Annotated in this window: 20 protein-coding genes; 4 read left to right on the top strand and 16 right to left on the bottom strand. The window is 63.4% G+C overall.

The features are described 5' to 3' along the window. Nucleotides 1-264: 264 nt before the first annotated feature. The 3 genes from guaA to guaB all read right to left on the bottom strand — a co-directional run bounded on the left by guaA (nt 265) and on the right by guaB (nt 4,023). Nucleotides 265-1,884: a glutamine-hydrolyzing GMP synthase gene (guaA, locus tag R2N03_RS05930; RefSeq protein ID WP_316656175.1), complete on the bottom strand. Its 1,620-nt coding sequence runs from the start codon at nt 1,882-1,884 to the stop codon at nt 265-267. After that, a complete protein-coding gene (locus R2N03_RS05925; RefSeq protein ID WP_316656170.1) occupies nt 1,859-2,434 on the bottom strand; it encodes a hypothetical protein in 576 nt (191 codons plus the stop codon). The genes guaA and R2N03_RS05925 overlap by 26 nt, the downstream gene beginning before the upstream one ends. A 125-nt stretch (nt 2,435-2,559) precedes the next feature. Next, nucleotides 2,560-4,023 carry an IMP dehydrogenase gene (gene guaB / locus R2N03_RS05920; RefSeq protein ID WP_316656168.1) on the bottom strand — a complete coding sequence of 488 codons (1,464 nt, stop codon included), beginning with the start codon at nt 4,021-4,023 and terminating at the stop codon, nt 2,560-2,562. 154 nt (nt 4,024-4,177) lie between these two features. On the opposite strand from guaB, the gene R2N03_RS05915 reads away from it, so the two are divergent. After that, a complete protein-coding gene (locus R2N03_RS05915) occupies nt 4,178-5,122 on the top strand; it encodes a DMT family transporter (protein WP_316656165.1) in 945 nt (314 codons plus the stop codon). A gap of 154 nt (nt 5,123-5,276) precedes the next feature. Continuing rightward, nucleotides 5,277-5,816 (top strand): DUF4124 domain-containing protein, encoded by a 540-nt coding sequence (locus R2N03_RS05910; protein ID WP_232042735.1) that lies wholly within the window; start codon nt 5,277-5,279, stop codon nt 5,814-5,816. Between the two features lie 7 nt (nt 5,817-5,823). Here the strand turns inward: R2N03_RS05910 and R2N03_RS05905 are convergent, their stop codons facing one another. Then, the gene (locus R2N03_RS05905; RefSeq protein ID WP_316656159.1) at nt 5,824-6,189 is read right to left on the bottom strand and encodes an RnfH family protein; all 366 of its coding nucleotides are present in this window, start codon (nt 6,187-6,189) and stop codon (nt 5,824-5,826) included. After that, nucleotides 6,176-6,613, bottom strand: a complete 438-nt coding sequence (locus tag R2N03_RS05900) for a type II toxin-antitoxin system RatA family toxin (RefSeq protein WP_316656157.1) — start codon at nt 6,611-6,613, stop codon at nt 6,176-6,178. Before R2N03_RS05900 ends, R2N03_RS05905 begins: the two co-directional genes overlap by 14 nt. Before the next feature lie 125 nt (nt 6,614-6,738). Here R2N03_RS05900 and smpB point away from each other — a divergent pair, with 125 nt between their 5' ends. Next, a complete protein-coding gene (smpB, locus tag R2N03_RS05895) occupies nt 6,739-7,185 on the top strand; it encodes an SsrA-binding protein SmpB (protein WP_316656154.1) in 447 nt (148 codons plus the stop codon). A gap of 21 nt (nt 7,186-7,206) precedes the next feature. Here the strand turns inward: smpB and R2N03_RS05890 are convergent, their stop codons facing one another. The 3 genes from R2N03_RS05890 to ppsA form a co-directional block, all read right to left on the bottom strand. Then, on the bottom strand, nt 7,207-8,133 hold the full coding sequence (locus R2N03_RS05890) for an SPFH domain-containing protein (protein WP_102067135.1): 927 nt from the start codon (nt 8,131-8,133) through the stop codon (nt 7,207-7,209). Nucleotides 8,134-8,182: 49 nt separating this feature from the next. Continuing rightward, nucleotides 8,183-8,608, bottom strand: a complete 426-nt coding sequence (locus R2N03_RS05885) for an NfeD family protein (protein WP_232042730.1) — start codon at nt 8,606-8,608, stop codon at nt 8,183-8,185. A gap of 165 nt (nt 8,609-8,773) precedes the next feature. After that, nucleotides 8,774-11,161: a phosphoenolpyruvate synthase gene (ppsA, locus tag R2N03_RS05880; protein ID WP_316656148.1), complete on the bottom strand. Its 2,388-nt coding sequence runs from the start codon at nt 11,159-11,161 to the stop codon at nt 8,774-8,776. A gap of 230 nt (nt 11,162-11,391) precedes the next feature. Between ppsA and ppsR the strand changes: the two genes are divergently transcribed. Next, nucleotides 11,392-12,243, top strand: a complete 852-nt coding sequence (gene ppsR / locus R2N03_RS05875; RefSeq protein WP_316656146.1) for a posphoenolpyruvate synthetase regulatory kinase/phosphorylase PpsR — start codon at nt 11,392-11,394, stop codon at nt 12,241-12,243. Nucleotides 12,244-12,308: 65 nt separating this feature from the next. Here the strand turns inward: ppsR and R2N03_RS05870 are convergent, their stop codons facing one another. From R2N03_RS05870 to fabZ, 8 genes are all read right to left on the bottom strand, one after another. Continuing rightward, complete coding sequence (locus R2N03_RS05870) at nt 12,309-13,205, bottom strand: metal-dependent hydrolase (RefSeq protein ID WP_316656143.1); 897 nt, start codon at nt 13,203-13,205, stop codon at nt 12,309-12,311. A 34-nt stretch (nt 13,206-13,239) separates the two neighbouring features. Further along, nucleotides 13,240-15,039: an SDR family oxidoreductase gene (locus tag R2N03_RS05865; protein WP_316656141.1), complete on the bottom strand. Its 1,800-nt coding sequence runs from the start codon at nt 15,037-15,039 to the stop codon at nt 13,240-13,242. A 17-nt stretch (nt 15,040-15,056) separates the two neighbouring features. Next, nucleotides 15,057-15,932, bottom strand: a complete 876-nt coding sequence (locus tag R2N03_RS05860) for a M24 family metallopeptidase (protein ID WP_316656139.1) — start codon at nt 15,930-15,932, stop codon at nt 15,057-15,059. Between the two features lie 137 nt (nt 15,933-16,069). After that, the gene (locus tag R2N03_RS05855) at nt 16,070-16,852 is read right to left on the bottom strand and encodes a TrmH family RNA methyltransferase (protein ID WP_316656137.1); all 783 of its coding nucleotides are present in this window, start codon (nt 16,850-16,852) and stop codon (nt 16,070-16,072) included. A gap of 18 nt (nt 16,853-16,870) precedes the next feature. Beyond that, a complete protein-coding gene (gene rnhB, locus R2N03_RS05850; protein WP_316656135.1) occupies nt 16,871-17,575 on the bottom strand; it encodes a ribonuclease HII in 705 nt (234 codons plus the stop codon). A 4-nt stretch (nt 17,576-17,579) separates the two neighbouring features. Then, nucleotides 17,580-18,713: a lipid-A-disaccharide synthase gene (gene lpxB / locus R2N03_RS05845; protein WP_316656591.1), complete on the bottom strand. Its 1,134-nt coding sequence runs from the start codon at nt 18,711-18,713 to the stop codon at nt 17,580-17,582. Between the two features lie 32 nt (nt 18,714-18,745). Continuing rightward, nucleotides 18,746-19,561, bottom strand: a complete 816-nt coding sequence (lpxA, locus tag R2N03_RS05840; protein ID WP_316656132.1) for an acyl-ACP--UDP-N-acetylglucosamine O-acyltransferase — start codon at nt 19,559-19,561, stop codon at nt 18,746-18,748. Then, nucleotides 19,558-20,052, bottom strand: coding sequence for a 3-hydroxyacyl-ACP dehydratase FabZ (gene fabZ, locus R2N03_RS05835; protein WP_316656131.1), 495 nt, complete (start codon nt 20,050-20,052; stop codon nt 19,558-19,560). The genes lpxA and fabZ overlap by 4 nt, the downstream gene beginning before the upstream one ends.

Below are 20,052 nucleotides of genomic sequence, written 5' to 3'. Positions count from 1 at the left end.
CAATATCCCAAACGGCGATCGATGGAAGTGCTGGTTGAAGCATCGCCCTCGCCTGCTTACGCCCTTCGCCGATCCACCAGCGTTGGCAAAAGCCTTAGAATGCAAAAACGGCTTGGCAATCACCAAGCCGTTCTTGTCCAAATCTTGTCCAAATTTGAGCTTGGACAGAGGACGAACTGAACCAAAAACCCTGTGCCGGGCGATTTGGGCGCCACTGAATGTTGGGCTAGACAGGTGGCTTAACCCATTGATTTATCGGAGTTTTCACTCCCACTCGATCGTCGCAGGCGGCTTGCCCGACACGTCATACACGACACGGCTCAAACCACGCACCTCGTTGATGATGCGGTTGGACACGCGACCCAGCAGCGCATACGGCAAGTGTGCCCAGTGCGCAGTCATGAAGTCGGTCGTCTGCACGGCGCGCAATGCCGTCACGTAGTCGTACGTGCGGCCATCGCCCATCACGCCGACGGATTTGACCGGCAGGAACACGGCAAACGCCTGGCTGGTCAGGTCGTACCAGCTCTTGCCAACGTCGCCCTCGGCGCAAAGGCCGGCAGCGGCGTCCTGTGCCGTTGCCTTGGTGCCGCGCAATTCCTCGATGAAGATCGCATCGGCACGGCGCAGCAGGTCTGCGTATTCTCGCTTGACCTCACCCAGAATCCGCACGCCCAGGCCAGGCCCCGGGAACGGATGGCGATACACCATCTCGTGCGGCAGGCCCAGCGCCACGCCCAGCTCGCGCACTTCGTCCTTGAACAGGTCGCGCAGCGGCTCGAGCAACTTCAGGCCGAGCGTTTCCGGCAGGCCGCCCACGTTGTGGTGGCTCTTGATGGTCGTTGCCTTCTTCGTCTTGGCGCCGCCCGATTCGATGACGTCCGGATAGATCGTGCCCTGCGCCAGCCACTTGGCATTGCTCAGCTTCTTGGCTTCGGCCTGGAACACTTCAACGAATTCGCGGCCGATGATCTTGCGCTTGGCTTCCGGGTCGGTCACGCCGGCCAGGTGGCCAAGGAACTGCTCGGAGGCATCCACGTGCACAACCTTCGCGTGCAGGCGGCCGGCGAACATGTCCATCACCATCTTGCCCTCGTCCAGGCGTAGCAGGCCGTGGTCGACGAACACGCAGGTGAGCTGGTCGCCGATCGCGCGATGAATGAGCGCCGCTGCCACCGACGAATCGACGCCACCCGACAGGCCGAGGATCACCTCTTCATCGCCTACCTGCTCGCGGATGGCCTTGACGGCTTCCTCGATGTGGTCGCGCATGACCCAGTCGGGCTTGGCACCGGCAATTTCCAGCACGAAGCGCTCGAGCAGCGCACGGCCCTGCACGGTATGCGTGACTTCCGGGTGGAACTGCACGGCGTAATAGCCGCGCGCCTCATCGGCCATGCCGGCAACAGGGCAGCTCGGCGTTGACGCCATCAGCTTGAAGCCGGGCGGCAGTTCCGTGACCTTGTCGCCGTGGCTCATCCAGACCTTGAGCATGCCGTGGCCTTCCGGCGTGGCGAAGTCCTGGATGTCCTTGAGCAGGCGGGTGTGACCATGCGCGCGCACTTCGGCGTAACCGAATTCGCGGTGGTCGCTCCACTCCACCTTGCCGCCCAGTTGCACGGCCATGGTCTGCATGCCGTAGCAGATGCCGAGCACCGGCACGCCCAGGTCCCACACGGCCTGCGGGGCGCGCAGCTGGTGGTCTTCGTACGTGCTGGCGTGGCTGCCGGACAGGATGACGGCCTTGGGCGCGAACTCGCGCACGAAGGCGTCGGACACGTCGTTCGGGTGAATCTCGCAATAGACGTGTGCTTCACGCACGCGCCGCGCAATCAGTTGCGTGACCTGCGAGCCGAAATCAAGGATGAGGACTTTGTCGTGCATGTTGTGGAGGAATGGAATCGGCAATCGTGTCGACCTCAGTGCCGGGGCCGTAGCCCGGGGGCGGCATGTAGGCGGGTTCGCGGCGCTCGGCGTCGACACGCTGGCGCTCGCGCGCGGCGGCGGCTTCATCGCGCGCCTTCTGTGCGCGCTCGCGCTCGTTGGTGCGCACGCGACGCGAAGCGGGAATCTGCACAGCGGAAAACGCTGCCAGCACGGCGGCGAAGGTTGGCAGCCAGATGCGGCCCGCGCCTTCCACCGGCAGGTGGAAGAACAGCAGCCAGGCAATCACCAGCACCGCCACGGCCAGGTTCACATGGCCGATCACCTGCGCCACGGCGGTGGTCAGTTGCCCATTGACGGTGGCGTGCCACAGCAGCCACGCCAGGCCGATCAGCGTCACGCCGAGGAGTTGACCGTACAGGGCCGGCTCCGGCTGCGGCAATTGCAGCGCGCCGAAGATGGACGTCAACGGCGAAGCCAGCAGGACGAGACCGACGCACAGCGCGACAGCCGCATCCAGAAACAGAACGAGTCGCAAAAGCGCTTTCATCTTCGTCTCCAGTTGCGGGTGGCCGCCCGTGCTTCGGCCACCGGTTGAATCAGCCGGAACGCCCGCGCGCCCCGGCGGCAGTACTGCTCACCTTCTATCTTGTGTACGGTGATCGGGGCAGCCGATCAGTCGAGGTGATAGTTCGGCGCTTCCTTCGTGATCTGCACGTCGTGCACGTGCGATTCGCGCATGCCGGCGGCGGTGATCTGAACAAACTGGCTCTTGTCGTGCCATTCGTCAATCGACGCGCAGCCGCAGTAGCCCATCGACGAACGAATACCGCCCGTGAGCTGGTGCACGATCGGCAGCACCGAGCCCTTGTAGGGCACGCGACCCTCAATGCCTTCCGGCACGAGCTTGTCGACGTTGGCGGTGTTGTCTTCCTGGAAGTAGCGGTCAGCCGCACCGTCCTTCATGGCGCCTACCGAGCCCATGCCACGGTAGCTCTTGTACGAGCGACCCTGATACAGGAACACTTCGCCCGGCGCCTCTTCCGTGCCGGCGAACATGCCGCCCATCATCACGGTGTGCGCGCCTGCAGCCAGCGCCTTGGCGATATCGCCCGAGTAGCGGACGCCGCCATCAGCAATGAGCGGCACGCCGGTGTGCTTGAGCGCTTCGGCCACGTTGGACACGGCCGTGATTTGCGGCACGCCCACGCCTGCGACGATCCGCGTCGTGCAGATCGAGCCTGGGCCGATACCGACCTTGACCCCATCTGCGCCGTGGTCGACCAGTGCCTTGGCGGCTTCGGCCGTGGCGATGTTGCCGCCAACGACTTGCACATGCGGGTATTTATCCTTGATCCAGCGCACGCGATTGAGCACGCCCTGGCTGTGACCGTGCGCCGTGTCGACGACGATCACGTCCACGCCGGCCTTGGCCAGCAGCTCGACGCGCAGATCGTTGTCCGGACCCACGCCCACTGCCGCGCCCACACGCAGCGAACCCTGCGCATCCTTGGAGGCAAGCGGGTACTCGGTGGCCTTCTGGATGTCCTTCACGGTAATGAGGCCGCGCAACTCAAAGTCGTCCCCGACTACCAGCACGCGCTCCAGGCGGTGCTTGTTCATCAGGCGCTTGGCCTCTTCCAGCGAGGCGCCTTCCTTGACGGTGACCAGCTTCTCGCTCGGCGTCATCTTGGCGCGCACCGGGGCGTCCAGCTCTTCTTCAAAGCGCAGATCGCGGTTGGTGATGATGCCCACCACCTTCTTGCCTTCCAGCACCGGGAAGCCCGAAATGCCATGCTGGGCCGACAGGACCATCACGTCGCGTATCTTCATCTCCGGGCCGATGGTGATCGGATCGCGCAGCACGCCCGATTCGAAGCGCTTGACCTTGGCGACTTCGCGCGCCTGTTCTTCCGGCTTCAGATTCTTGTGGACGATACCGATACCACCCTGCTGGGCCATGGCGATGGCCAGCCGCGCTTCCGTGACCGTATCCATGGCGGCGGACACGAGCGGAATGGCGAGTTCGATCGAACGGGTGAGCTTGGTGCGAAGGGACGTATCGCGGGGCAGGACGGCCGAGTAAGCCGGGACGAGCAGCACATCATCGAACGTGAGTGCTTTCTGGACAAGACGCATAGCAATTTCCTCTAGGCGCAAAATCGGATTATACGGGAAATCGCCCCACGGTTGTAACGACCCGTGCTATGCTCGATAAATTTTTCTTCGCGCACGCACCTCCAGCGCCCTGCGCCGCCAGCAGCCGCGCAGAATCAGCCTCGCGAGTGTTCGAATGGGAATTGGCGTATTGTGCGCCCTGCTGGCCGGGGCGATGTGGGGCATGGTGTTTATTGCGCCCCGCGCGCTGCCCGCGTTTTCACCGTGGGAACTGACCCTCGGCCGCTATCTCGCCTACGGCGTCATCGCAGCCGTTGCCGCTGCCCCGATCCTTCCCCGCATTGCCCGCAAGATTACCCGCGCCGATTGCCTAGCGCTGGTCATGCAATCCTGCAGCGGCAATCTTGTTTACTTCGTTTTCGTGGCGTTTGGCGTGCAACTGGCTGGCGTTGCACCCACCTCCCTCATCGTCGGCATCCTGCCCATCACAGTGACGATGCTTGGCCGGCGCGATCACGGCGCCGTGCCGCTCTCCCGGCTGATCTGGCCGCTACTGGTTGTCGCTGCGGGCATCGCCTGCATCAACGTCGACCTGTTCGGCCATGAATCGGCAACGGCAGCCACCAACGTCCGGCCGGTCTGGCAACGCATTGCCGGCATCGCTTGTGCCGTGGGCGCGCTTTGCAGCTGGACTTGGTACGCCGTGGACAATGCCCGCTACCTGCAGCGCAATCCGCATTTCTCCAGCAACGAATGGTCTGCGTTGTACGGCATTTCCAGCGGCATTCTGTCGGCGGCCTTGACCTTGGTGGCCCTGCTCGCGGTTGGTACGAGCTGGATGCATGCCGGCGGGCGCGTCTGGGGCACGTTCTGGGCGGTCAATGCCGCCGTGGCACTCGGCGCGTCGCTGATCGGCAACAACCTGTGGAACATCGCCTCCCGACGGCTACCGCTCACGCTGTCGGGCCAGATGATCGTGTTCGAGACGCTGTTCGCGCTGGCATATGGCTTCGTGTACGACGGCCGCTGGCCGCGTCCGCTTGAGATCGCCGCAATCGCCTTGCTGATTGCGGGTGTCGGCTGGTCGGTCCGCTTGCACGCCAACGACAAGTCTGCATAAACTGGGCGCCTTGCCGGGGGGCGAGTCGACAGGCCAAGCCAGGCCGTCGGCCTAAATTGGCGAGTGGCGATCACGCCACCGGGCTCCCGTGCGCGTCGAGGGGCCGTCGTCGGGTCGGCCAGCGCGCCGTCGGCAGTCCACGAACGAGAACTTCATGAAACGACTGCACGTCCTGTTACCTGCCACCGCTGCCCTGATCGCCCTTGCCTGCCCGGTTGCCCAGGCGCAATGGGCCTGGCAATGGCGCGATGACAAGGGCCACATGGTCTACAGCGACGCCGCACCGCCGCCGTCAGTGCCGCCCAGCCGCATCATCCGCAACCCGAACAGCCGTACGGCTACTGCGTATGAAGCCCTTTCTGCGCCGGCCTCTGGCGTTAAAGCGGTGGACGCGAACGGGGCAGCCAAACCCGGCCAGCCAGCCTCGGGCGTCGCGGCATCCAACCCCGATGAAGAGCTGCGCAAACGTCTGTCCGATCGCGCCAAGAAAGAACAGGACGAAGCCAGGCAGGCAGAGGCTGCCCAGCGCAAACAAGCCGAATGCGCACGCCTGCGCAACGAAACCACGTATATGCAGGATGGCCGCCGCGTCGGCTCAGTGCAGGCCGACGGCTCGATCGCCTATATGGATGACAACCAGCGCGCCGCAGCCGTCCAGCGCAACCAAGCTGCCCTGAGCGCCAACTGCAACTGATTGCCCGTTACTCGAGGACGTCGTCTTTGGGCGGCGCCTCGTTGCGCAGCCACTTCAGCCCCTCGCGCGTGCCAGTGGCTCGCACCTTCTGCACGCGCCGCCGGCGTGCGGTTTTTGGATCGGCGATCAGCGGTCCCAGTATTTCTATGCGGTCACGTGCGTGCAACGGTGCATCGGGCGTCTTGCGCTTGCCGTAGATCCCCAGGCGGCAGCTATCGATCGTCAGTTCCAAGCCATCGAGCAGACCAGAGGCACGCACAGCGTCAGCCACCGTCGCCTGCGCCGCCACCTGCACGTTGACAAGCCGCGGCGGCGTGACCGTCGCCAGGCAGACCATCACGTCGATCACGTTGTCGGACTCAGGATTCGCCATACACCGTCTCAGCGCGTTTGACGAACGAATCGACGAAGGTGTTGGCAATCATGCTGAACACCGGCCCGATCAGCTTTTCCAGAATCACGCTGGAAAATTCGTAATGCAGGTGGAAGTTGATCTTGCAGGCGTCCGCGCGCAGCGGCGTGAAGATCCAGAAACCGGTAAACGACTTGAAAGGCCCGTCTGCGAACGTCATATCAATGCGGGTGGGCCGCGTTTGCACGTTACGCGTGCGAAAGAACTGGTGGATGCCCTTGAAGGCAATATCCACGCGGGCGTCGAGTGACGTTTCGGTCTGCTCGTAGATTTCCACGCCGCCGCACCACGGCAGGAAGTTCGGATAGTCCTTGACGTCGGTGACCAGGTCGAACATCTGCTCGGCCGAGTAGCCAATCAACACGGTTTTTTCAACGTCTGCCATGCGTCATCCGAAAGCTTTGCGCGCCGCGTCCCGGTTTGGATTGCGGCGGATTTGTTAAACTCGCCATTTTATCGCAGCGCATGCAGGGATCGTCACCCCAAGGCGCGCACCGCATATTCCAACGTATGACCATCGCCGACAACAAGAAGGCCTTTTTCGATTACTTCATCGAAGAGCGCTACGAGGCAGGCATGGCTCTCGAGGGCTGGGAGGTGAAAGCCATCCGGGCCAACCGTGCGCAGATCAAGGAAGGCTACGTCGTCATCCGTAACGCCGAGCTGTTCCTGATCGGGGCCCATATCAGCCCGCTGCAATCGGCCTCCACGCATGTCCATCCAGACCCCGTGCGCACCCGCAAACTGCTGCTGCACGCCGAAGAGATCAAGAAGCTCATCGGCAAGGTCGAGCAGCGCGGCTACACGCTCGTGCCCATCAACCTGCACTACACGCGCGGCCGCGTGAAGTGCGAAATCGGTCTCGCCAAAGGCAAGAAGCAGTTCGACAAGCGCGAAACCGAAAAGAACCGCGACTGGCAGCGCGAAAAAGCCCGCCTCATGCGCGAGAAGGCTTGAGCCCTTTCGCTCGCCGAGCTTTTACGCGCTCGGCCGCTGCTGCTTCACAATCGTCAACGCTGACGCAATCATCGTGCTCAGGTCGCCCATGTTGCCCGGTACGATGAGCGTGTTGCCCTGCTTGGCCAGGTTGCCGAACGCACTCACATACTCTTCCGCCACTTTCAGGTTGACGGCATCGACACCGCCCTCGGTGCGAATGGCCTGACCGATCTTCTGGATCGCTTGGGCGTTGGCTTCAGCCACCGCCAGAATCGCCGCCGCTTCGCCCTGCGCCTTGTTGATGGCGGCCTGCTTTTCCCCTTCCGATTTCTGGATGGCCGCCTCGCGCGCACCGGATGCCAGGTTGATCTGCTCTTGGCGCTTGCCTTCGGATGCGGCGATCAGCGCACGCTTTTCGCGCTCTGCCGTGATCTGCGCCTGCATGGCGTGCAGGATTTCCTTCGGCGGCGTCAGATCCTTGATCTCGTAGCGCAGCACCTTCACGCCCCAGTTCGATGCCGCCTCATCCAACGCATTGACCACGCTGTGGTTGATGAAGTCGCGTTCTTCAAACGTCTTGTCCAGTTCCAGTTTGCCGACCACCGAGCGCAGCGTCGTCTGCGCCAACTGGGTAATGGCGATCACGAAATTGCTGGAGCCATACGAGGCCCGCATCGGATCGGTCACCTGGAAGTACAGAATGCCGTCCACCTGCAGCTGCGTGTTGTCCTTGGTGATGCAGATCTGGCTCGGCACGTCGAGAGGAATTTCCTTGAGCACGTGCTTGTACGCCACCCGATCGACAAAGGGCAGCACGATATTGAGCCCGGGCGAAAGCGTCGCGTGATACTTGCCCAGCCGCTCGAGAATCCAGGCGTGCTGTTGCGGCACGATCTTGATGCCTTGTGCGATCAGCACAATGGCGGCAAACAGGACGATGATCGCGAGAGTCCCCAGCTCGAACATAGAACCTCCGTGGTTGAGCTTGTTGGTTGTTTTGGATGCTATTTGCGTGCTATTTGGGTGCGACGACGAGCACGTTGCCGCGCACTTCGACGATGCGGAATTCACCGCCCGTAGCCGGCGCATGCGGTGCCAGTTCGACATCCCATGCAGCGCCGCGATACTGCACGCGCGCGCGGCGCTCTGGCGACCAGGCATCGACACGCAAAGTCTCGCCGATATCCAGATTGACGTTGCGATTGCGGGCGGCATTCTCGCGCGTGGTCCGCCCGTAGCGCGTGCGCCGCAGCCCGACGATGCCGAACACCGCCACAATCGCGGCCACGATGGCCTGGGCGGGAAACGTAAGGCCGATCAGCGCGCCAAGTCCGCCGGCGACCAAGCCGATGGCCACCATCAGCAGATAGAACGTCCCCGTCATCAGCTCGCCGATGACGAGCAGCACGGCCAGAGAAAACCAGACGGTCTGAGCCGACATACTCCCTCTCCCGAAATCCCATAAAAAAACCCCCGCGACGCTGCACGTCTGCGGGGGCATGTCGCTCGGCCCCCGCCAGCGTTGGGCGCCGCCGGGCACTTCGCGTTCTTGTTGGCGCATACCCGTCAGGATACGCGCCGCGTCTTACGACACTCTAGGCCGGCATTAAACCGAACCGAGCTTCTGCCACGTGTCGATCACCGAATCCGGGTTCAGCGAGATCGACGAGATGCCTTCCTTGGCCAGCCATTCGGCAAAATCCGGATGGTCGGACGGGCCCTGGCCGCAGATACCGACGTACTTGTTCATCGACAGGGCCGTGGAAATGGCACGCTGCAGCATGAACTTGACCGCCGGATCGCGCTCGTCGAAGTCCTTGGCCAGCAGCTCCATGCCGGAGTCGCGGTCCAGACCCAGCGTGAGCTGCGTCAGGTCGTTCGAACCGATCGAGAAACCGTCGAAATGCTGCAGGAACTGCTCGGCCAGGATCGCATTGGACGGCACTTCGCACATCATGATCAGACGCAGCCCGTTCTCGCCGCGCTTCAGGCCGTACTTGGCCAGCAGCTCGACAACCTTCTCGGCCTGGCCGAGCGTGCGCACGAACGGCACCATCACTTCGACGTTGGTCAGGCCCATTTCGTCGCGTACGCGCTTCATGGCGCGGCATTCCATCTCGAAGGCTTCAGCAAAGTCCTCTGCGATGTAGCGCGAGGCGCCACGGAAGCCCAGCATCGGGTTTTCTTCGTCCGGCTCGTAGCGCGAACCGCCGATCAGCTTCTTGTACTCGTTGGACTTGAAGTCCGACAGGCGCACGATCACGGGCTTCGGATAGAACGCCGCCGCGATGGTGGCGATGCCCTCGGCCAGCTTGTCGACGTAGAAAGCACGCGGGCTGGCATGGCCGCGGGCCACGCTTTCCACGGCCTTCTTCAGGTCGCTGTCGACCTGCGGGTAGTCGAGGATCGCCTTCGGATGAACACCGATGTTGTTGTTGATGATGAATTCAAGGCGGGCCAAGCCCACGCCGCCGTTCGGGATCTGGCAGAAATCGAACGCCAGTTGCGGATTACCGACGTTCATCATGATCTTGGTGCTGATCGTCGGCATTTCGCCGCGCTGGACTTCCGTGATTTCGGTTTCCAGCAGGCCGTCGTAGATCTTGCCTTCGTCGCCTTCGGCGCACGAGACCGTCACCAGCGTCCCGTCCTTCAGCAGGTCGGTCGCATCGCCGCAGCCAACGACCGCCGGCACACCCAGTTCACGCGCGATGATGGCTGCGTGGCAGGTACGGCCGCCACGATTGGTGACGATGGCCGAGGCACGCTTCATCACCGGTTCCCAGTTCGGGTCGGTCATGTCGGCAACCAGCACGTCGCCTGGCTGCACGCGCTCCATTTCAGCCGGGTCGTTGATGACGCGCACCGGGCCCGTACCGATCTTCTGGCCGATGGCGCGACCGGTGGTCAGCACCGGCGCCGAACCCTTCAGGCGGAAGCGCTGCTCGACCTTGCCGTGCGCCTGGCTCTTCACCGTCTCCGGGCGGGCCTGCAGGATGTAGATCTTGCCGTCCTTGCCGTCCTTGCCCCACTCGATATCCATCGGGCGGCCGTAGTGCTTTTCAATGATGACGGCGTACTTCGCCAGCTCTGCCACGTCGGCATCGTTGATGGAGTAGCGGTTGCGGAGTTCGCCCGGCACGTCGACGGTCTTCACGCGGCCTTCTTCGCCCGGCGCGGTGAATTCCATCTTGATCAGCTTGGAGCCGATCGAGCGGCGGATGATCGGGTACTTGCCGGCGGCCAGCGTCGGCTTGAAGACGTAGAACTCGTCCGGGTTGACCGCGCCCTGCACCACCGTTTCGCCCAGGCCGTAGCTGGAGGTGATGAAGACAACCTCCTGGAAGCCCGATTCGGTGTCGATCGTGAACATCACGCCCGAGGCGCCGCAGTCCGAGCGCACCATGCGCTGGATGCCTGCCGACAACGCCACCACGTCATGGGCGAAGCCCTTGTGCACGCGGTACGAAATCGCGCGGTCGTTGTACAGCGAGGCGAACACGTGCTTGATCTTGTCGAGTACGTCGTCAATGCCGGAGACGTTGAGGTAACTTTCCTGCTGGCCGGCGAACGAGGCGTCGGGCAAATCCTCGGCCGTGGCCGACGAACGCACCGCGAACGAGGCCTCGGCCCCTTCACGCTTGGAGACACGCTCGAAGTGCTCGCGGATCTCCTGCTCCAGACGCGGCTGGAACGGCGCAGTGGCGACCCACTCGCGGATCTCCTTGCCGGCGGCAGCCAGCGCCTTGACGTCGTCGACATCCAGGCTGGCCAGACGCTGGGAGATGCGCTCGGTCAGGTTGTTGTGTGCAAGGAAATCGCGGAATGCCAGTGCCGTGGTGGCAAAACCGCCCGGAACGCGCACGCCGGCGCCATCCAGCTGGGAGATCATCTCGCCCAGCGAAGCGTTTTTACCGCCGACGACTTCAACATCCGTCATCCGCAATTGCTCGAACGGCAGCACATAGGCGCCGTCTTGCGACTGGTTAGTCATACAAACCCCTAAACTAAGTGAAAAACCGGTCGGATGCGTGCAGGACTTTGTTCTTGTCGTCTCGCTGCACGAATCGCTTGGCTAAACCATCCGGAACCTGGCCCCAATTGGCACACTGGCGGCGCCGGGCGGGCGGCCTCCCCGAATTGCTTAGCTAAACGATCGCCGCTATTCTACCGTGCCGCAGCACGATTTCCTGCCGGCGTGCTGGAAAAAACCCCTCGTTTTCGATGACCGACCTCGCCGCCGCATCTCCCAACCGCGCGCCCGTCCGCACTGTTTTCATCGTGTCGGATGGCACCGGGATCACCGCAGAAACCTTCAGCCACTCGATCCTCGCCCAGTTCGAGATGAAATTCCGCCAGGTGCGGATTCCGTTTGTCGACACGCTCGACAAGGCACATGTGGCCGTCGCGAAAATCAACGAGGCATTCCACACCGAAGGGGTGAGGCCGATTGTCTTCACCACGCTGGTGGATGCCGAGGCCAACGAGATCGTCCATCGGGCCAAGGCAACCATCCTGGACATGTTCCAGACCTTCATCGAGCCGCTCGAGAAGGAACTGAACCTCAAGTCCACCCACGCCATCGGCCGCTTCCATCAGAATGCGGATACCGAGGCTTACAAGAACCGCATCGAAGCGATCAACTTTTCGCTCGCGCATGATGACGGCCAATCGCACAAGAATCTGGCTGAAGCCGATGTGATCCTGGTGGGCGTGTCGCGCAGCGGCAAGACGCCGACCAGTCTCTATCTGGCCATGCAATACGGCGTGAAATCGGCCAATTACCCGCTGATTCCGGACGATTTCGAGCGCGGCAAGCTTCCCACGGTGCTGTACGACTACAAGGCGAAGATCTTCGGCCTGTCGATCGATCCGCAGCGCCTGTCCGAGATCCGGAACGAACGTCGCCCAGGCAGCAAATATGCGGCACTGGAAAATTGTCGCTACGAGGTGAACGAGGCTGAATCCTTGATGCGGCGAGAGGGCATCAAGTGGCTATCGTCCACGCACAAGTCGATCGAGGAGATCGCCACGACGATCCTGCAGGACGTCAAGATGGATCACAACAACGACTAGGGTCCTCGTCGCTGCACAGCAAACGGCCGGCTTCGCACCGGCCGTTTTGCTTGCTGGAAGCCCGCTCAGGCAGCGTCCCGCACCCAGTTGCCGCCGTGGGCAGCGGCTTGCGCCGCAGGGGAAGTTGCAAGATAGGCCAGTGCCTGCTCCGTCGAGCCTTCGTGATGGGGCGTGTAGCTTGGCCGGAAATAGCGCAGGGCTGCTCCCAGCATCTTCCAGAACGACGGCAGGCAAGCGCGCCGCGAACCGTGCCACCAGCCCCGGATGAAACCTGGAAAGCGTCCAGCCCCCGGATCTCGCCTGTACATGAAGCGGAAGCCTGTGACGAGAAAGTACAGCAGCAGCAAGATCGTGGTCAGCATGTGGAAGCAGCGCTCCGCATAGGTGCCGCCCATGTGGCGGAAGATGTCGAACGCCACCGTGCGGTGCTCGACCTCCTCTGCGCCATGCCACCGCAGCAGGTCGAGCATCACTGGGTCCGCCTGGGCGGCGTCGAGACCCTTCGCGTTGAGCACCCAGTTGCCGAGATAGCCGAAGAAGTGCTCCAGCGCTGCGATGATGCCAAGCTGCTGACGAAGCCAGAAGCGCGTGTGGCCAATCTTCAGGCCCAGCGGCTGCTCGCCGAGCACCTTCGCAAACAACCAGTCCAGCCGCCTGGTAAAGGGCTGGGTGTCGATGCCATGATCCTTGTAGTAATGCGCCAGGACCCCGTTGTGGGAGCGCGAGTGGACCGCCTCCTGACGCAGGAAGCCCTCGGCATCCGCGCGCAGTTTCGGATCGGTAATCTGCGGCAGCGCCTTGTTGTAGACACGGCAGAACCAGAGTTCGCCTGCGGGAAACAGCAGGTTCAGGATGTTGATGATGTGCGTGCTGGACGGGTCACCGGGAATCCACTGGATAGGCGTGTCCTTCCAGTCAAAGCGGACGTGGCGAGCCTTGATGTAATAGTCGGGCGCGGTCATGGTTTGTCTCCGTATCGTTGTCGTGTTGCCGCGCTCAATGCCCGGCCATGCTCACGCGCGCGATCAGTCGGCCGAGCCACTGCGCATAGCGTGAAATGAAGCGCGACGCGTGCGCCTCGATGCCGATCGTGACGACCGGCTTGTTGCGCAACACCGCGCGCAGCATGGCGCGGGCGACGGTCTCGGGCTTGAGGCCACGCAACTGATAGAGCTTCGTCGCGCGGGCGCGCAACTGGGCTTGCTGAGCCTCCGTCGTACCGGCATACACGGTAGAGGCCATGATTCCGGTTTCGGCAAAGCCGGGGCAGATGGCCGACACACCGATGCCGTATTCGGCCAGTTCACCACGCATGCATTCGGAGAGCATCAGCACGGCGGCCTTGGTGGTTGCATAGGCCGCCAGATCGCGCGATGGTGCAAACGCCGCGGCCGAGGCGGTGTTCAGGATATGTCCGCCCTGCCCGCGCGCCACCATCTGTCTGGCGAACAGGCGCGCTCCGTGGATCACGCCCCACACATTCACATGCAGGATGCGCTGCCAGTCGCGCTCCGACGTGTCGATAATGCCGCCGGCCATGCCGATGCCCGCATTGTTGACAACGATGTCAGCACCGCCGAGTTCCTTGCCGACCCAATCGACGAGCGCCTCCATGTCTCCCGCGTTGCCGACGTCAGCCGTCCGCGCCCACGCCTTGCCGCCCGTCAGGCGAATCAGCGTGGCGGTGCGCTCGGCATCTTCGGCGCGAATGTCGACAGCGACGATGGCCGCACCCTGCGCTGCAAACTCCAGCGCCGCACACCGGCCGATCCCGCTACCCGCGCCGGTAATGACAGCGAGCTTGCCGGACAGCGGCGCGTGCTCGCCGTGCTGGCGTGCCCGCTGCAAGGCTTCGGGCTCCGGCTTGCCCTCCACATAGTCGATCAGCTCACGCGCCATCTCGGCCATCTGGGTGGCGTGCGTGACCGGCAGCCAATGCCGCGCGACCACCTCGCGCCGCCAATACTGCGGCACCCAGCGCGAGAGGTCTTCGGACAAGGCCGGGCTGACGTATTTGTCCAGCATTGGGACGATGACCTGCACCGGCGCGTGCGCATTACGCTTGCGCGGCGCGAACAGGCTACGGATGAAGTTGGCGCGATAGAGCGAGACACCACGTACGCCGTCGGACGTCTGCGTGGCGCGCGGCACGATGGTGGTGTTCTCGACGCGCCGCAAAAGCCGTGGCCACGCGCGACCGAGCCACAGGCGCCACGTCAGTTCGGGCACAATCGGCAAGTGGAACAACAGCACGTACCACGAGCGCACAAGCTGCCCAAGCATCTTCCCCAATGACGCAGGCGTGGGCCGCAGCAGCCGCGCGCGCATCCAGTGCCCTACGTGGTCAAGACAGGGCCCCGAGCACGACGTGTACGACGCGATGCGTCCGCGCAGGCGCGCTTCGGTCACGAATTCCCAAGACTGGATCGAACCCCAGTCGTGTGCGATCAGGTGAACCGGCTTGCTGGGGCTCAACGTGTCGATCACAGCGATGAAATCGTCCGTCAGCCGTGCAAACGTGTAATGGCGCATGCCCCGTGGTGCACTCGATCGGCCCGCGCCGCGCACGTCGTAGGCAATGACGTAATAGTCGCGCGCGAGCATTGGGGCCATCTCGTGCCAGACCTCACTGTTGTCGGGATAGCCATGGACGAGCACGATCGTCGGGCGCGCCGGATCGCCCCACGTTTTGACCGCGAGTGTCACCTCGCCGGACTGCACGGTGCGCTCGGCGCGCGGGAAAGCGACGGCCGGTTCGAACAAGGCCAGCGGAGCCTCTTCAGGAAGCGTCTTCATGTGGGCCTCCGCACGCGTTACGCCGCACGTTGCTGCGCGAGCTGACGCTGTTGCCAGCGACGCACGTGCGGCAGATCGTCGTCGAGCCAGTAGGCGTCGTCTTCGGTGATGACGAGCAATTCTTCAAACTTGGCGCCGACGCCATGAAAGCCCAGATGCGGCTCAACGGCCCACAGGCCAGGCACCGGCGCGTGCTCGGAGCGCCGATCGATCGACCAGAGGGGCGACCACCCCTCCTGCTTGCCGCTACGCACTTGATCGAGGACCAGGTTGCGCGTGGCGTTCAAGCCGAAGCGCGCGACGAAACGTGGCTTGGACGGGCGCTCCAGCTTGGCCACGCGATGCGCCAGCACCTTGAACGGATACGCCTTGTGGCGCGGCTCCACGCCCTGCTTCATGCAGAGTTGATCGACCGCTCGCGCCACATCCGCCATCGGCCGGCGCTCGCGGATGAGGCGCACGATCAGCTCGCGATGCGCCATCAGGTCGTCCAGCAGCTGCTCCAGGATGTCGTTATGGCCAAGGCACGTGGCGTACCCGACATCGGCAATCACGCCATTGCGTACCGGCGCCACATCGAGAATGACCGGCATGTTCTCCTCCAGCCGCCGCGACGACGGGAAGAACGCCAGGTTGAAGCCAGCCATATGCGTCAGACCTGAGAAGCCCTGGAAGGCCGTGCGATCGCCAAACCAGGCAAACGGCTTGTGCAGCCAGTCGTGCACGCCACGATCGCCCAGCCATTCCGTGAGCAGCCTGGCAGCGTCCTTCTCGGTCATGCCCGGCCGCAGCATGGCGCCGACGGCCTCGACGCATTGGTAGGCGAGTTGCTGGATCTCGCGAAACTGCGCGAGTTCGTCCATGTTGACGCGCGCCAGCGTGGGATTCGGCATGGCGGTCTCCTTGAGTCTGGTTATCGGGGGCGCCGAACGGCACCTCGCTCAATGTTCCATTACTCAATGGCAAAGTCAATGCGGGACTGTTCTGGCGTTTGAAAACGCCATGTGACCTATCGCCAACAAAAACAGGTTCAGCCGGCGCGACGCTGGCGCACGGCCTCGAACAGACAGATGGCTGCAGCGGCAGCCACATTGAGCGACTCCATGCCTCCGGGCTGCGGAATGGCCACGGGGGTAGTCACCGCAGAGAGCCATTCATCAGAGACGCCCGCCCCCTCGTTGCCGAACACCCACCCCACCGGGGTCTTGAGCGGCACATCAAAGACGGCCTGCCGCGCGTGCGACGATGTCGCCAGCAACGGTATCTGCAATCGCGGATGCACGCTCTCGAACGTGCAGTGTTCGACGATGTTCAGGTGAAAATGCGCGCCCATCGCGGCACGCAGCGTCTTGGCCGACCACGCAAATGCACAACCTGCCGTCATGAACACATCGCGCACACCCGCAGCTGCCGCGCAGCGGAGGATCGAGCCTACGTTGCCGGCATCCTGAATGCCATCGAGGATCACGCAATCCGTATCGATCACCTGCGGCAGATGGCCTTCCGGCGTGTCGATCAGCGCCATCAGGTCGATGCCATTGACGACCGTGGTGAGTTGGGCGAACAGGCTGTCCGCCAGCAGGATGACGGTTTGCGGGTCGACGCGATCGAGCAACCTCGCCACCTCCGGATGCGCAACGTGCCGTTCGGAGACCAGGCACTGGGCCGGCGTGTGTCCCGCATCCAGATAAGCCGCAACCAGGTGGACGCCGTCGAGCACCGACTGCCCCGCGCGCCGACGATGTTGCGTCGAGCCCGAGAGGGCCTTGAGGTGCTTGAACACCGCGTTGTCGCGGGAGGTGATGTGTTTCACGAGGTCGTTCGCGGAGAGTCAGGCGTCCCAGGCGCTTTCGGCGGCGTCGGACGGGGTTTGGGCGTGCGTCGTCGCCAAGGCCTCAAGCACGCGGCGCACAGGCGCAAATGAACGGCGATGGTGCGGCGTCACGCCATGCAAGTCGATCGCCGCGAGATGCTGCGGTGTGCCATACCCGGCATGCACGTCGAAGCCGTAATGCGGGAACGCCTCGTGCAACGCAGCCAGTTGGCGGTCGCGCGTGACCTTGGCCAGGATCGATGCCGCCGAAATGGCCGGCACAAGCGCATCGCCCTTGACGATGGCCTCGACGGCAAACGCGATCTGCGGACAGCGGTTGCCATCCACCTGCACCAGATCAGGCGCCATGCCCTGAGCGGCTACGCCCTCCACCGCTCGGCGCATGGCCAGCATGGTCGCGTGCAAAATGTTGATGCGGTCGATCTCTTCGACGGTAGCCTCAGCCACATGCCAGGCGAGCGCCTTTTCGACGATCTCGTCGTAGAGCGCTGCGCGCTTCTTGGCGGTGAGGATCTTCGAATCCGCCAGCCCCTTGATCGGCTTGCGTGGGTTGAGAATCACGGCGGCCGCCGTCACGGGTCCGGCCAGCGGCCCGCGGCCCGCTTCGTCCACGCCGCAAAGCACGCGGCGGGCGCGCTTGCCCTCCGCTGTATCCAGAAGCGGGAGGCCGAGTTGCGAGGGATTGGAATTGCGCGGCGCCATGGCCTTACAGCTTAGCGCGGCTGCGCAGCAGGTCGACCACGACTTTCGCGCCGATCTCAGCCATGTTCTGCTTGAGCGTCAGATGCATCTGCGTGAAATGCTCGCGCAGGAACGTGGCGTTGCCGTGGTCGCTGAGTTGCAGCAGGGTTTCACGCGCCAAGGCCTCGGGCGTCGCGTCGTCTTGCAGCAACTCGGGCACGACAAAGCGACCGGACAGGATGTTCGGTAGCCCAACGTACGGCAGATAGCCCTTACGCTTCATGATCTGCGCTGTCAGCCAAGGCACCTTGTAGGTGATGACCATCGGCTTCTTGTACAGCGCGGCTTCGAGCGTGGCCGTGCCGCTGGCCAGCAGGATCACGTCGGCGGCTTCCATGGCCGCATGCGACTGCCCGTCGACGACCCACAGGTGCAGGCCCGGATGTTCAGCGTGCAGGGCGTCGATACGTTCACGCAATGTCGCGTTTGCGGCGGGCAGCACGAATGCAAGATCGGGCTCCACCAACTGCATGCGTGCCATCGCGGCAAACAGCGTTGGCCCAAGGTGCTTCACTTCGGAGTTACGGCTGCCCGGCAACACCGCCACGACCTTGCGGCCCAGCGGCAGGCCCAGCCTTGTGCGGGCCCCTTCCACGTCCGGCACGAGCGGGATTTCGTCCGCCAGCGGATGACCCACGTACGTGGCCGGAATTCCGGCCTTTGCATAGATCTCGGGCTCGAACGGAAACAGGCAAAGGATATGATCGACCGCGCGCGCGATCGTCTTGATGCGCCCCGCGCGCCACGCCCAGATGGACGGGCTGACGAAGTGCACCACCGGCACACCTGCCTGTCGCATCGCGATCTCGACGTTGAAATTGAAATCCGGCGCATCGACGCCGATAAAGGCCAGCGGCGGGTTTGCCAGCAGGTCCTGCTTCAGCGCCTTGCGAATGGCAAGGATCTCTCGCAGTTGCCCCAGCACCTCCACGTAGCCATTGACCGACAGCTTGTGCATCGGCCAGTTCGACTGGAAGCCCTGCTCGGCCATGCGGGCCCCACCGATGCCGTTGTAGGCGATGTCGGCGGGCAGCTGCGCCTGCAGTCCCTTGAGCAACAGCGAGGCCAGCAGATCGCCGGACGCCTCGCCGGCCACCATGCCGATGCGACGTGCCGGCGCTGTGCGATCGGTCAACGCACGATGCCGCGCTTGGTGGCGGCAATGAAATCAGCAAAGGCGGTGAGCGCCTCGCGGGCAGGCGCGTCGTCGGCCTGGGCAATCTGCGCGGTGATCTCAGCCTTGGCCTGATCGAAGCTCAGATCGCTCTTGTACAGCAGCTTGTAGGCCTGGCGCAGGCCGGCGATCTGACCGGCTGTGAAACCGCGCCGGCGCAGCCCTTCCACGTTGATGCCATGCGGCGCCGCCTTGTTGCCGCCCTTGTCGCTCGCGGCGATGACAAACGGGGGGACATCCTGCACGAGTGCCGACGCGCCGCCCAGCATGGCGTGCGCGCCAATGCGTACGAACTGGTGGACGCCGGACATCCCGCCAAGGATCGCCCAGTCGCCCACTTCGACGTGACCGGCGATCTGAGCGTTGCTCGAGAATATCGTGTGGTTGCCGACGCGGCAGTCGTGCGCAATATGCACGTAGGCCATGATCCAGTTGTCGTCGCCGATGGACGTAATGCCTGCATCCTGCGCCGTGCCGGTGTGGATCGTGGTGAACTCTCGGATGGTGTTGCGATCGCCAACGATCAACTGGGTCGGCTCATCGCGGTACTTCATGTCTTGCGGACGACCGCCTACCGACGCGAAATGTCCAATGCTGTTGTCTCGGCCCAGCGTGGTGTACCCCTCGACCACCGTATGGTGGCCAATGCGGGTGCCCGCCCCGATGCGCACGTTCGGGCCGACAATCGTGAAGGCGCCAATCTCGACGCTCGAGTCGAGCTCCGCCTTCGGGTCGATCTGCGCGGTCGGATGGATCTTCTGTGCTTGCGTCATGCCTCGCCCTTGGATTTGTCTTCGCGCACGGCACACATGATCTCGGCCTCCACGGCAACTTCGCCGTCAACCGTACCGTACACCTTGAACTTCCACATGCCGCTCTTCGAGCGCAGTAGCTCGGCCGTCATCACCAGCTGATCGCCGGGAATCACCTGGCGCTTGAAGCGTGCGCCGTCGATGCTGACGAACAGGTAAAGCTGGTTATCCTTGCGCTCATGGTCGGCCTCGCCGAAGGTCAACAGTGCGGCGGTCTGCGCCAGCGCTTCGAGCATCAACACGCCCGGCATCACCGGGTGACCGGGGAAGTGGCCGTTGAAGAACGGTTCATTGAACGTAACGTTCTTGATGGCCGTAATCGACTTGCGCGGCTCCAGCGAAATCACGCGATCCACGAGCAGCATCGGATAGCGATGCGGGAGCAGATCGAGAATCTTCTTGATGGTGAAATCGCTGACGAGGCTCGTCGTCGCGTTAGATGCTTCGGTCAT

This window comes from Ralstonia condita, from assembly GCF_958405655.1.
In the GTDB taxonomy this organism is placed as follows: domain Bacteria; phylum Pseudomonadota; class Gammaproteobacteria; order Burkholderiales; family Burkholderiaceae; genus Ralstonia; species Ralstonia condita.
Note: the sequence above shows the minus strand (reverse complement) of the source record. Positions and strands in the feature narration are given on the sequence as shown.

Coding starts and splice junctions, on each gene's coding strand:
- guaA (WP_316656175.1), bottom strand. CDS start 1,884: ATGCACGACAAAGTCCTCATCCTTGATTTCGGCTCGCAGGTCACGCAA.
- R2N03_RS05925 (WP_316656170.1), bottom strand. CDS start 2,434: ATGAAAGCGCTTTTGCGACTCGTTCTGTTTCTGGATGCGGCTGTCGCG.
- guaB (WP_316656168.1), bottom strand. CDS start 4,023: ATGCGTCTTGTCCAGAAAGCACTCACGTTCGATGATGTGCTGCTCGTC.
- R2N03_RS05915 (WP_316656165.1), top strand. CDS start 4,178: ATGGGAATTGGCGTATTGTGCGCCCTGCTGGCCGGGGCGATGTGGGGC.
- R2N03_RS05910 (WP_232042735.1), top strand. CDS start 5,277: ATGAAACGACTGCACGTCCTGTTACCTGCCACCGCTGCCCTGATCGCC.
- R2N03_RS05905 (WP_316656159.1), bottom strand. CDS start 6,189: ATGGCGAATCCTGAGTCCGACAACGTGATCGACGTGATGGTCTGCCTG.
- R2N03_RS05900 (WP_316656157.1), bottom strand. CDS start 6,613: ATGGCAGACGTTGAAAAAACCGTGTTGATTGGCTACTCGGCCGAGCAG.
- smpB (WP_316656154.1), top strand. CDS start 6,739: ATGACCATCGCCGACAACAAGAAGGCCTTTTTCGATTACTTCATCGAA.
- R2N03_RS05890 (WP_102067135.1), bottom strand. CDS start 8,133: ATGTTCGAGCTGGGGACTCTCGCGATCATCGTCCTGTTTGCCGCCATT.
- R2N03_RS05885 (WP_232042730.1), bottom strand. CDS start 8,608: ATGTCGGCTCAGACCGTCTGGTTTTCTCTGGCCGTGCTGCTCGTCATC.
- ppsA (WP_316656148.1), bottom strand. CDS start 11,161: ATGACTAACCAGTCGCAAGACGGCGCCTATGTGCTGCCGTTCGAGCAA.
- ppsR (WP_316656146.1), top strand. CDS start 11,392: ATGACCGACCTCGCCGCCGCATCTCCCAACCGCGCGCCCGTCCGCACT.
- R2N03_RS05870 (WP_316656143.1), bottom strand. CDS start 13,205: ATGACCGCGCCCGACTATTACATCAAGGCTCGCCACGTCCGCTTTGAC.
- R2N03_RS05865 (WP_316656141.1), bottom strand. CDS start 15,039: ATGAAGACGCTTCCTGAAGAGGCTCCGCTGGCCTTGTTCGAACCGGCC.
- R2N03_RS05860 (WP_316656139.1), bottom strand. CDS start 15,932: ATGCCGAATCCCACGCTGGCGCGCGTCAACATGGACGAACTCGCGCAG.
- rnhB (WP_316656135.1), bottom strand. CDS start 17,575: ATGGCGCCGCGCAATTCCAATCCCTCGCAACTCGGCCTCCCGCTTCTG.
- lpxB (WP_316656591.1), bottom strand. CDS start 18,713: ATGGTGGCCGGCGAGGCGTCCGGCGATCTGCTGGCCTCGCTGTTGCTC.
- lpxA (WP_316656132.1), bottom strand. CDS start 19,561: ATGACGCAAGCACAGAAGATCCATCCGACCGCGCAGATCGACCCGAAG.
- fabZ (WP_316656131.1), bottom strand. CDS start 20,052: ATGACCGAAGCATCTAACGCGACGACGAGCCTCGTCAGCGATTTCACC.